The following is a 13,340-nucleotide window of genomic DNA, read 5'->3' as shown; positions in this document are numbered from 1 at the left end:
TTTTTGTTTTAATAGCTGAATCGTGGTTCGAAAAACTGTCTTTATTAAAGGTAGACCAGGAAGTTTTCTTCTGCACGGCGGAATATTGTTTAGATATGTATAAAGATCCTGTTGGCGGGTCTATTCGGGGGCTGATCCGCCCGGGTTGCGACTGAGAAATAAATAGTAAATGCATCTGACATCAGACCGTTGGCGGCATGGAGGCAGCCTGGCCTCGCATCGTTACCCGACCTGGATGTTTGCCAAATGAATACTTATGAACAATACAGCAGCCGTATCATATGAAATGTATTGCGACATGGTACTCTGCCGCCGCAATACACTGGATTGAGGGTTACGAGAATATCAGAGACTGGTGTACGCCAACACCTGCGGTTGCTCCACCGGAGGCAGCATAGATAGCATTATGTGCTGCATGTGCCATGTCTCCAGCGGCATAAACGCCTTTTATGGTTGTCTCATTCCATTCGTTGACGCGCAGATACTTTCCAAACGGGCCTTCATCAAACTCGCATCCCAGCTGTTCTGCCAGTGAACTGGCCATCAGGGTTGTGGGTGTTACAAAAAGGGCTTTGAGCGGAATCACGCGACCGTCCTGCAGTTTAACGGCTTCGAGGTCAGGGGCATTACCCAGCAGCTCCACAATCGGCGAAGACTCCAGTTTGACCTTCTTGGCGGCAAACATCGCTTCCTGTTGTCTGTCTGGTTTAAATAATCCTTGAGTGAAATAAGTGGTTGGCCCCCAATCTGGAATTATCATCGCCTGATGCGAAGAGACGAAATGACTGTGCATTACCCCTAATGGCTGATCGGATACTTCAAATCCGTGGCAATAAGGGCAATGCAGTGCCGATATTCCCCAGCGTGCTTCAAGGCCTGGCAGGTCTGGTAGTTTATCTTTGACACCCGTAGCCAGCACCAGGCGTGCTGCATGTATCTGTCGATCATCTGTCAGGTTGACTACAAAACCACCATTTCCTTTTCGGGCACTGACAACTTCGGCAGAAATAAACTCAATCGTCGGATAAACCTGCAGTTGTTCAAGGCATTGTGCTTTTATTTCCTCGGGTGATTTGCCATCCATGCCCAGATAACCATGTGACGCCCGGGTAAAACGGTTGCGAGGCTTGCCGGCATCGATCAGCGCGACTTTCTTGCGTGCCCTGCCCAACATTAACGTTGCTGATAAGCCCGCAAAACTACCACCAATGACTATTGCATCGTAGATCATAATATTTGATTTCTCATATTTGTTAATGGATACCTTGTCGATGAAAACAACTGATAATTTGTCGGACTTCCTGTATTGGACAGCTATCAATACGATGCATCCCTGCTCCATATTTCTGACAACTGTCCTTTTTAATGATCACTGCATGACTTTACTGACTGTGAATCTATCGATAACTACATCATAAACAGTGACATGAACTTCTCAGTATTTTCATGTCTTCTTCATTTCCTCAGGATAGGACTAACTGTTCCACAGTTTCCTCCACGGCTGGTTGCGGTAAGCTCTGAAACAGTACGCTGGAAATCAGTTCTTTCTCATCCAGCAAATCGTAGTGATGTCTCTGTTCCAGCCTGTAGATGGAAACCTCGGTTTTAACCGATGTTGAAAGGAAGTTATCTCTGGCATTCAGCATATCTGTCTCCATGCTAACCAGGCCTTCCTCGTTAATCCGGTATTCATCCGGTGAGACATGACAGGCTTTGAACAGAGTAACTTTTGTATAGAGCAGATCTCTGGAGAGTTTTGCTGCCGAGATTCCCTGTTCGATCATGATGTTATCCAGCGCTGATTCAATTTGGTCTTCTTCGTAACCGTTGTTACGCAGTACCTGGGCCATACCGGATTTAACATCGTAGTTACGAAGCTCGAAATGACCTGCTGGTAAAAATGAATCCAACAAAAATACCTGGATATTGTTAAAGCCTCTGTCTTCAAGCATGGCCGCTATTTCCAATGCTACCTGGCCACCTAAAGACCAGCCCAGCAGATACACATTTTGGGAAAGAGTGTGTGTGTCTTCGATGGCCTGCAGATAAAGCTGCGCCATACCACTTAAGGTTTCGACTTTGTCCTCAAACAGCAGATTGTGATTATCCAGCCCATAGCAGTTAAAGTGAGACGAAAGGGAGACAGCCAGGGAATAGTAAACTTCGCATCCAGCCAGTGCCGGATGGATCATAAACAGTGAAGGTGCTTCAGGCTGTGAAAGAGCTAACGTCTTAACCAGTGACAACTCTCGTTGTGGTACTGATAGCAGACCACTGAGCTGGGCGATAGTCGGATGGGTATATGCGTCTGCAAGTGACAACTGGCAATTAAGCTGTTCATTGATCAGAGATACCAGCCGCGTGGTTGCCATCGAATTCCCACCCAGATGATAAAAGTTATCCTGAATACCTACTTTTTCCAGACCCAGTACCTGCTGCCATATTTCACACAGCTGCTGTTGCAGTTCGGTTTCGGGTGCCTGATAACTGTCCTGATCAACCCAGACCGGTTCAGGTAATGCCTGTCGGTCCAGTTTGCCGTTGGCGGTTAAGGGAATGGACTCGATGCGGGTAAAGCTTGAGGGTTGCATGTAGTCCGGCAGTGCGTCTGTGGTGGCCTGACGCAGCTGTTCGTCGCTGATTTCTGCACCGGGTTCCAGGACGATATACGCCGCCAGGTATTGCAGTCCTTCTCGTTCCCGGTCAATGACCAGCGCTTTCTGTACCGGAGCGAGTTGACTCAGGACATGTTGGATTTCTCCGAGTTCCACGCGATAGCCACGGATCTTGACCTGGAAGTCCTTGCGGCCTTTGAACTGAATATAGCCATCGGCATGCCAGGCTCCCAGATCACCGGTTTTGTATAAACGTCCCAGTTGAGGATGATCAATGAATTGTGCCCGGGTACGGGCTTCATCCTGGAAGTATCCGAGAGCCACCCCGGCACCGCCGATATGAATTTCCCCCTGACACCCGATCGGACAATGCCGCCCCTGATCATCCAGAACCCACATCTGTTGATTGGGCATTGCCCGGCCATAAGGAATACTTTGCCAGTCTGCCGGTACGGTACCGATGGGATACCAGATGGACCAGATACTGCCTTCGGTGGCACCACCAAGACTGATGACCTTCACGCCAGGCACCAGCTGTTTCAGCTGTGTCGGCAGCGTGACCGGAATCCAGTCGCCACTCATTAATACCACCCGCAGGGTTTTCAGCATCATGGCATTGCGCTGGCCGGCTTCGACCAGTAATTGCATCAGTTGTGGCACAGAGTTCCAGAGGGTGACGCCATAGTGGCCGACCAGTTGGAGCCAGTGGTGGGGATTCTGGGCCTGCTGTTGTTCCGGGAAGATGATGGTTGCGCCAGCGGCCAGGGTACCGAACAGATCGTACACCGAGAGGTCGAAGCTCAGATCGGACAAAGCCAATACCCGGTCACGGGCACAGACGTTAAATTCCCGGTTAATGGCGGTAATCGTATTCATGGCCCCCTGATGGCTGGTCATGACGCCTTTGGGTTTACCGGTACTGCCGGATGTAAAAATGACATAAGCGATGTCTTCAGGCTGAATACCGGGTAGTTCGGTGGTGCGTTCCGCCGTATCCGGGCTGGCATGGTGGCAGACATCTTCGACAAGGGTGAGTTGATAGTTGTTCAGCCATGCCTGTTGATGGTGATTTTGATATTGCTGGCGGGAGATCAGCAGATGTTCGACGCCGCCGGCTATGAGTACTTCCTGCAAACGGTGAGCCGGCCAACTGACATTCAGAGGCAGATAAGCGGCACCGGTGGAGAGGGTGGCGAGGGCAGCGGTGACTTGTGCCTCGCCTTTATCGGTTAATATGCCAACGAGGTGAGATCGGGTGATGCCTTTATCTAACAGGTGATACGTCAGAGCCAGACGCTGACGATTGAGTTCAGCATAACTGATCGAGCCGGCAGTAGTGATTACGGCGGTGGCATGAGGCGCATGTTCGACCTGTGCACAGAAGCCATCCAGTAAGGTGGTGACCGGGTAGTCCTGATGAGTGTTGTTCCAGCTTTGTAATTGGGCGTGGTCAACATCCGGCAGAACCGGAATATCTTCCAGGCGCTCGCAGGCGGGGGTTACAAAACCACGTAACAGTCGCTGGTAAATATCAGCGAAGCGTTCAATGGTTGATGGATTGAACAGGCTGATGGCGTAGTTGAAAACGCATTGCAACGATGCTTTTGAATCGTCGACAAACAGACTCAGGTCAAACTTGGCCGGTGAATGCAGAGACAAACCTCCCAGTTCATTGACCGCACTAAACGGAAGACTGTTTTCCAGAGTGTCGGATTGTCCAAAGTTTTGCAGACCAAAAACCACCTGGAAAATCGGGTTGCGTGATGGGTCACGTTCTATCGTTAGCGCATCAACCAGATATTCGAATGGCAGGTCTTCATGCATTCTGGCTTGAGTCAGAACCTGCTGCACATGCTCAAACAGAGATGACAGAGTTAATGACGGTGTGATGTGAGCTCGTAATACCAATGAGTTGACAAACAGCCCAATAAGGTTGTGGGTTTGAACGTGTCGTCGGTTGGCTGATGGTGTTCCGATCAGAATATCCTGCTGTCCGGTCACGGTAGACAGTGTTGCATAAAAAGCACTGAGTAATATGTTGAACAGTGTGGTGTCGTGACTGGCGGCTAACGTTCTGAGTTGCTGCGATAATTCAGCATCAATGCTAAATGGATAATCTTTTCCATGATAATCAATGTGATTGGGGCGAGGTCGGTCAGTTGGCAGAACCAGGGTTTCATAACCTCCCAATGTTTGCTGCCAGAAAGTCAGCTGTTGCTCCAGCTGTTCTCCTTGCAGAAACTCCCGCTGCCAGATGGCGTAGTCTCCATAACTGATATCCAGTTCAGGTAATACCGGTTCCCGTTGCTGGCAGAAAGCCTGATAGATGATAGACAGTTCACGTTCAAAGACATCGATGGACCAGCCATCAAATGCAATATGATGCCAGATGATCAACAGATATTGCTGGCCATCTGTCTGCTGATATACCTTTGCCCGCATCGGTGCTTCAGTGGTTAAGTTAAACGGTTGCTGTAAGTCGTTATCGCAAACTGACTGCAAGGAAGTCGAATGATCCAGGGTTTCAATTGAGATGCTGATGTTTTCATTCAGAGTTTTTTGCGAGTACTGACCCTCTGCATTGGTTGTATAAGCAGAGTTAAGTATCTGATGACGGTCAACAATCTTTTGCAAAGCCCGTTCAAGTTGTTTCACCTCTGCATCTGCTGCCAGTTCAACCAAATATGGAATATGGTAGGCATCGCTGCCTTGTTCATATTGCTCAATAAACAATAGTCTTTCCTGAGCAAACGAGAGGCTGTACTGATCTGTATGGATATGTGCAATGTCCGGCAGTGACGGAGTATTCGATGATGCGTTCGACAGAAAAGCCGTCAGAGCTGCGATAGTTTTTTGTTCCAGAATCGCTTCCAGTGGTACCTCTATCTCCAGTTGCCGGTGAATAACCGCGGCCATTTTAATGGCATTGATTGAATTCCCACCCAGATGATAAAAGTTATCCTGAATACCTACTTTTTCCAGACCCAGTACCTGCTGCCATATGTCACACAGCTGCTGTTGCAGTTCGGTTTCGGGTGCCTGATAACTGTCCTGATCAACCCAAACCGGCTCCGGTAATGCCTGTCGGTCCAGTTTGCCGTTGGCGGTTAAGGGAATGGATTCGATCCGGGTAAAGCTGGAGGGCTGCATGTAGTCTGGCAAGGTATCTGTAGTTGCCTGACGGAGTTGTTCATCACTGATCTCTGCACCAGGTTCCAGCACGATATACGCCGCCAGGTATTGCAGTCCTTCTCGTTCCCGATCAATCACCAGGGCTTTCTGTACCGGAGCGAGTTGACTCAAGACATGTTGGATTTCGCCGAGCTCCACACGATAGCCACGGATCTTGACCTGGAAGTCCTTGCGACCTTTGAACTGAATATAGCCATCGGCATGCCAGGCGCCCAGATCACCGGTTTTATATAAGCGTCCCAGTTGAGGATGATCAATGAATTGTGCCCGGGTACGGGCATCGTCCTGGAAGTATCCGAGAGCTACCCCGACACCACCGATATGGATTTCACCCTGACACCCGATCGGACAATGTCGTCCCTGATCATCCAGAACCCACATCTGTTGATTGGGCATTGCCCGGCCATAAGGAATACTTTGCCAGTCTGCCGGTACGGTACCGATGGGATACCAGATGGACCAGATACTGCCTTCGGTGGCACCACCGAGACTGATGACCTTCACGCCAGGTACCAGCTGTTTCAGTTGTGTTGGCAGTGTGACCGGAATCCAGTCGCCACTCATTAATACCACCCGCAGGGTTTTCAGCATCATGGCATTGCTCTCACCGGCTTCGACCAGTAATTGCATCAGTTGTGGCACAGAGTTCCAGAGGGTGACGCCATAATGGCCGACCAGTTGGAGCCAGTGCTGAGGATTCTGTGCCTGCTGTTGTTCCGGGAAGATGATGGTTGCCCCGGCAGCCAGAGTACCGAACAGGTCGTACACCGAGAGATCGAAGCTCAGATCGGACAAGGCCAATACCCGGTCACGGGCACAGACGTTAAATTCCCGGTTAATAGCGGTAATGGTATTCATAGCCCCTTGATGGCTGGTCATGACGCCTTTGGGTTTACCGGTACTGCCTGATGTGAAAATGACATAAGCGATGTCTTCAGGCTGAATACCGGGGAGCTCGGTAGTGCGATCAACCGCATCCGGGTTGGCACGGTGGCAGACATCTTCAACCACGGTGAGTTGATAGTTGTTCAGCCATGCCTGTTGCTGGTGGTTGTGGTATTGCTGGCGGGAGATCAGCAGATGTTCGACGCCGCCGGCTATGAGTACTTCCTGCAAACGGTGAGCCGGCCAACTGACATTCAGCGGCAGATAGGCAGCACCGGTTGAGAGGATGGCGAGGGTGGCGGTCACCTGGGCTTCGCCTTTATCGGTTAATACGCCAACGAGGTGAGACCGGGTAACGCCTTTGTCTAGCAGATGATACGTCAGAGCCAGACGCTGACGGTTGAGTTCAGCATAACTGATCGAACCCGTGGAGGTAATGACTGCAGTGGTATGAGGAGCATGTTCGACCTGTGTACAGAAGCCATCCAGTAAGGTGGTGACCGGGTAGTCCTGAGTGGTATTGTTCCAACGTTGTAATTGGACCTGATCGAATTCAGAAAGATTAATATTTCTGATCGGTTGTTTTGATTGTGATACCACCTGCATCACAATTTGTTTCAGCTGGTCACACAATCGTTGTGCTTGAAGGGGCTGCAACCAATCCTGACTATAATTCAAGGTCATCATCAGGCGGTCTTCATATTCATAGGCTTTTACCACCAGAGGGTAATCCGCTTTTTCATAAAACTCGCGTATTACCATATGTGTACCAATCTCGGTTGTCTGTGACAGATTGGACATTGGGTAGTTTTCAAAGACAAACAGACTATGAAACAGACGATGACCATCGTGCTGCAACTCGGCTAATGAAATATGACTGTGGCTGCTGAGTGCCGCAATATGTTGGTGAGTGTCTTGCAGCATCTGTTCAACCGTAATGTCAGGACGCCAGTTGATTGCCAACGGTAAGGTATTGATATAAAGCCCAACGCTGTTTTCAATATCTGTGATGGGCAGATCACGACCGGAAACAATTGTGCCGACGATGGTCTGTTCATCTCCAGTATACGTTTGCAACAGTTTGTGCCATGAGAACTGTAAAATGGTATTGACGGTGACTCCTAATTGCCGGCTCAGTTCTTTAAGGGCGTTGAAATCCTTTCCGGTAATGATGATTTCCATATCCGTCGGATTCGTAACATCACGCATTTTTTCCAGATCAACACGCTGTCCGAACATGGCACTGATATCGTTGGTTTTGATGAACTGTGGCTTGATGGCAGCCCAATAACGCTGTGTATTATCCTGTTGTTGTCTTTGATATTGCTGTGCCTGAATATAGGCAGTTTCCGCGATAACTTCCTGGTGTTGTCCCTGACACAATTCATCGTAATAACGGTGCACCGTATCGATCAGCACCGGGCCGCTCCAGCCATCGGTAATACTGTGGTGTTCAGTTTTGATCAAGGTGTAGAGTTGATCACTGCGCTTGATCAGGCTCAGACGAATTAAGCCTGGCTTGCTCAGGTCAAATGGTTTTCGGTGCTGCTGTTGCAGTTCTTCAATGATGCGTTGTTGTTCCTGATCGGACAATGCGCTCAAATCATGAGTGTTGAAATTATCCTCGTTGATGCTCTGGTCACGGGTGATGATTTGAATGACGTGAACATCCCAGTCGAATGCTGTGCGCAGTGAAGGGAAGCGTTGTGCTGCCATGATCCACGCTTGTTGGTACCAATCGATATTCAGCGGTTGTTGATAATCCACTACCAGTTGCATCCGGTAGGCATCGTCATCGGGCCGGGTCAGGTAGTGATGAATGAAACCCTGTTGCAGACTGCTGGCTGGAAATATGGCTTCAATATCGTGTGTTTGCTGTAATGTCTCCAGTCGTTGTTGAAACAACGGCTCCATCCCGAAATCGCTGGCAGTGTATGTTCCCCCGGTACTGCCCATTTTTGTACATTGGCTCAGTATCTGTTCGAGTGTTTGTGAAAATAATTGAATAAAGTCATCAGTCTGTTGTTCTGAAAGCTGTGAATCGATGACTAATTGCAGGCCCTGTTCCAAAGCGGCGCAGTCGATACTGAGCAAAAACTGACTTCGGTTATCGGTCGCAACGGTTGCACCCACAGCATCTATATCGAGTTGCCATGGCTGGGCGACATCCTTTGGTGTTCCTTTATTGAGTTGACCAAGATAATTGAAACTGATCGGTGGCAGTTTTGCCTGAGGTAACGCGCCAGACTGAACCAACGCGCCATAACCGATACCTTTATTAGGGATCGCACGAAGCATTTCCTTGGTCTGGATAATTGTTTCATGGATGTTCCTGTTACCGGTCAATCGGACAGGATACAAGGTAGTAAACCAGCCAACGGTATGAGAAACATCCAGAGTATCATCAATACTCTCGCGACCATGACCCTCCATGGTGATCAGCTGGCTGTCAGATTGAAAGGTTTCACATAATGCGATACCCAGGGCTGCCAATAGCAGGTCTTTCGTCTCGGTGTGATAACCGGTATTGGCCTGGCCCAGTAATTGTTGGGTCTTATCTGTGGAAAGTGACCAATATTTTCTGTGACGTCCGGCAGCACCTGGAAGAGTTGTGGAATCGTTGGTTAGCTCCCTCCACCATTGAATTTCCTGCTGATTTCGTTTCGCATAACTCTTAATAGCTTCAACCCATTGTCGATAACTACTGGTTTTTTGGTTCAGCGACTGATGAGTCAGCAGGGTACGTAGATCATCAGCGATAATGCCCCAGGAAACAAAATCAATCACCAGATGGTGAGCCGAAAACCATAGTCGATTCATACCATCCTGATAACCCGTCAGCAGAGCCGCACAACATAACGGGCCGTCTTCGATATCAAAGTGGCTTTGCCAGTCCGTCAGTTGTTGCTCAAGCTGTTTCGCGTTCAGAGTCGTAATGTTCAGGCTGTGTAATACAGGAAGACAGGCATCCTTATCTGTTTGATAAACCTGCTGACCATTCTCAAAGCGAACACGTAGCATGTCATGCTGCATTATCAGTCTGGACAGCGCCTGATGGATATCGGGTTGATCAATATCGCCCGGCAGTTTGATCATAAACGCCTGATTCCAATGGTTTGGGTGAGGCCAATCGAAATCAAAAAACCACTGTTGGACCGGTAGTAAATCAAAGCGACCTGTCAAGGTTCCGCGCTCTGCTTTCACTTGTTCCAACGAGGTCTGTTCGTTCAGAAAGGTGACCTGTCGGGCAACGGTTGGTAATGCAAAAATATCTTTAACATGCAGTGTCCAGCCGGATTGGCGTAGTTTGGAAACCAGTTGGATAGCCGTAATTGAATCGCCTCCAACCCGGAAAAAATCATCATAGATTCCCACCTGATCCAGTCCCAGCACCTCCCTCCATATAGAGCAGACTTTTTGTTCCATGGCATTTCGCGGTGGGGTGGAGGTTTCCTGACCATCCGACTGCGGTTCGGGCAGTGCGCGCCGGTCTACTTTTCCGTTAATGGTAATCGGTATGGCCTCCAACTCGACAAAGGTTGCAGGCACCATATAATCTGGCAGCAGACCGGTCAGCCTGTGTCTTATTATGTCATCGGATAAATAGGATTCGTTGTTTCTGGTAGTGACATAATAAGCTGCCAGATATTTACTGTTATTGCGATCGCGATCAATCACAACTGCCTGGCGAATGCCAGGTATCCGGGTCATGGCGTGTTCGATTTCTCCAAGTTCAATGCGATAACCACGGATTTTTACCTGAAAGTCGTTACGACCCAGGTACTCTAAATTACCATCGGGCAACCAGCGTACCAGGTCACCTGTTTTATACAATAAGTCGAAGCCATTGCATTTATCATTGTCAGTCGCAAATGGATTTGTGATAAAGCGCTCAGACGTTAATTCCGGACGATTAAGATAACCACCGGCCAAACCAGCACCACCAACATACAATTCACCGGGTATACCAATGGGTACCGGATTCATGGAAGCATCAAGGACATAGGCCCTGGCATTAATTAATGGCTTGCCGATATTGGCAGCAGAGGTGTATTGGCTGCTGTTAATTTTGTAGGAGGAGGCGCAGACGGTTGTTTCGGTCGGACCATAGGCATTATGTACGCTCCGGTTTTTACTGAATCTTCTGAGGGTATCAGGTGTTGGAGTTTCACCCGCCGTTATGAGAGTTTTCAGTGACTCCAGGCCAGAGTCGGTCATCTGATTCAAAATCGCCGGCGGCAACGTGGCTATTTCGACATTGTGCTGTCTGATCAGCTCAGCAAGCATCTCAGGATCGCGATGTTGCTCATCGGTACACAGCACAACTTTATGGCCGGAAACCAAACTGACAAATAATTCAAAGGCACTGGCATCAAAAACATATGCCGCAAACTGTAAAGCACAGTTATGTTGTGCGGTATTAAAACGCTCATTCTGGGCCGCGATCAAATGACAAATATTCCGGTGTCTGATCATCGCCCCTTTTGGCTGACCGGTTGTGCCGGAGGTGTACAAAACATATGCCAGATTGTCTGCATTACAGCTACTTTTTGGCGTGTCAGTAAATTGATCATTTTGCGGATCATATTCGTCACAGAACATCACCTCCGGAGATAAAGATATATTGTTGCAAATATGGCTGATCGTTTGAGCATGCGATGTCTGGCTGATCAGAATGGGAGCCTGCGTATCTTCAAGGATAAACTGGATCCTTGATTCAGGAAATTCCGGGGAAATCGGTACATAAGCCGCTCCAGCTTTCAAAACCGCAAGGATGCTTACAATCATGTCGAAGCCGCGGTCCAGATAAAGAGCTACGAGAGTGTTGGGTGTCAGTTCTGTTTGATGTGTGTTCTGGTACTTTTGTCTGATAGCATGTGCCAGCTGATTGGCGCGACGATTCAGCTCAGCATAGGTCAGTTTTTCGTTGTCAAAAATTAGAGCGATATTATCTGGTGATTCAACAACACGCGACTCGAATAACTGGTGTACAGTTTTGTCCTTCAGATATTCTGCATCGGTCTCATTCCAGTCTTTTAACAGAATGTCACGTTCTTCATCGGGTAGGATCGAAATGTTTGCGACCGGGGTTTCAATGTCCAGAATACAATGATTCAACATATTCAGGAGTCTTTTGCCCATAAGTTTAACTTCATGGTCATCGAAAAATCGATGGTTATATGTGATCTTTATTTCCAGATCATCGTTGAAGTCATAATCAATCAGGCGTATCTGCAATGGCTGTTTTTCATGTTTATTGCCAAGATGACAGGTCTCAATCTTTTTATTGACTTCCATTTGGTTGTAGGAAAAAGTCTCACAATTGATGATGATATCTGCCGAAGACTGATCAGTTTTTTTTGAAAGACGTGTAAAGTGACTGTAGGGAAAACGACTGTGCCGCAGTGTGCTGGATATTTCTTTGCCCAGTTGTTCGGTTAGCTGTTTGAGAGTTAAGCCTTCCGGTATATCACATTTTATTAATACTGTATTAGAGAACATGCCAACAGTTTTCTTGCTTTTTGCATCTCCCCGGCCATGCACGATAGTACCAAACGCAATGTCGGGGCGGTTTAAAAGGTTTGAAAAATAAACGCTGATAACAGAAGAAAGGAGAATAAGGTAGCTGATTTTATGTTGCTCACAAAAAAGCTTCATTGAATCGCTAAGTGTCTTTGGAAGCTTGTACGTGACCTCGTTACTGCCTTTCGAATCATGGAAGTTTTCCAGTTTTGTAACCACCATTCCCTTCAGCTTTTCCTGCCAATAGTTTTTGTCATTTTCATATCGGCTGGAGCCAAGATAGTTTTTGGAGTTAGCTGCGATGGTTTTATAGTCGGGGATGGATCTCAACCAGAAAGTATCATCGTTGTTGGTGGTGTCTTCGTACAGTTTATGAAAGTATTCCAAAAAAATATGGACACCCATTCCATCTGTAGCGATATGGTGGAAGCGGAAAAACAGGAAGTGCTTGTCGTCAGATACTTTTAATAAACTTAACTCTGAAACGTAGCCGGACATAAAATCCATCGGTATGGAAAGTCGGGATTCCATCCATCTGAGGGCCTCGGCCTCGGGGTTCTCTCGTAACGAAAAGTCATTCTCCAGGAATATGGCGTTTCTGTCTTCAACCGGATTTTGATACAGATAACCTTCTTCATCTTCATGAAATGCCATTTGTAAGGCATCCAGGTGCTCGTGAAGTGTCTCCCAGCAATGTTTCAATTTCTCTCTGTGTGTATTGGCGGAATCAAGTACTTGGTAACAGGCGATGTTGTAAATCGGGTCTTCCGGATATAGTAATTGTTCGAAATACACATTTTCTTGAGAAGTATGAAGAGGGATTAAACGATCAAAACTTTCTGTGGTAGAGATCTCCATAACGGAACCTTTGCTGTAGTGGAAATTTTTCAGATCTTTATGAAATTATCTGAATACTAAAGAGGGTAGATAAATGATTGGCCTCGTTAGTAAAAACTCAGTAAGGCATTTTGGGGTGATACTAGCATAGGTTTTTTTTGGGGTGGAAATGTTAATAAGACATATACGGAAAATTTATTTCTATTGAATAGATATAGGCAAGTTTTAAGATAATGGAAGTATATTGATCTGATATTTATTTGCGTGTCATGTCTTTTATTTTGAAAA

At 47.6% G+C, this 13,340-nt stretch carries 2 protein-coding genes; both read right to left on the bottom strand.

Features of this window, described 5'->3' with window-relative positions; all coding sequences use genetic code 11:
* Nucleotides 1–334 precede the first annotated feature (334 nt).
* Nucleotides 335–1,231, bottom strand: coding sequence for an NAD(P)/FAD-dependent oxidoreductase (locus tag YC6258_RS23080; RefSeq protein ID WP_044620356.1), 897 nt, complete (start codon nt 1,229–1,231; stop codon nt 335–337).
* Between the two features lie 232 nt (nt 1,232–1,463).
* A complete protein-coding gene (locus YC6258_RS23075; protein WP_044618979.1) occupies nt 1,464–13,073 on the bottom strand; it encodes a non-ribosomal peptide synthetase in 11,610 nt (3,869 codons plus the stop codon).
* Between the last annotated feature and the right edge of the window lie 267 nt (nt 13,074–13,340).

It is taken from the genome of Gynuella sunshinyii YC6258, from assembly GCF_000940805.1.
Classification (GTDB): Bacteria; Pseudomonadota; Gammaproteobacteria; order Pseudomonadales; family Natronospirillaceae; genus Gynuella; species Gynuella sunshinyii.
The sequence above is the reverse complement of the archived record's forward strand: the minus strand, read 5'-3'. Positions and strand labels throughout refer to the sequence as shown.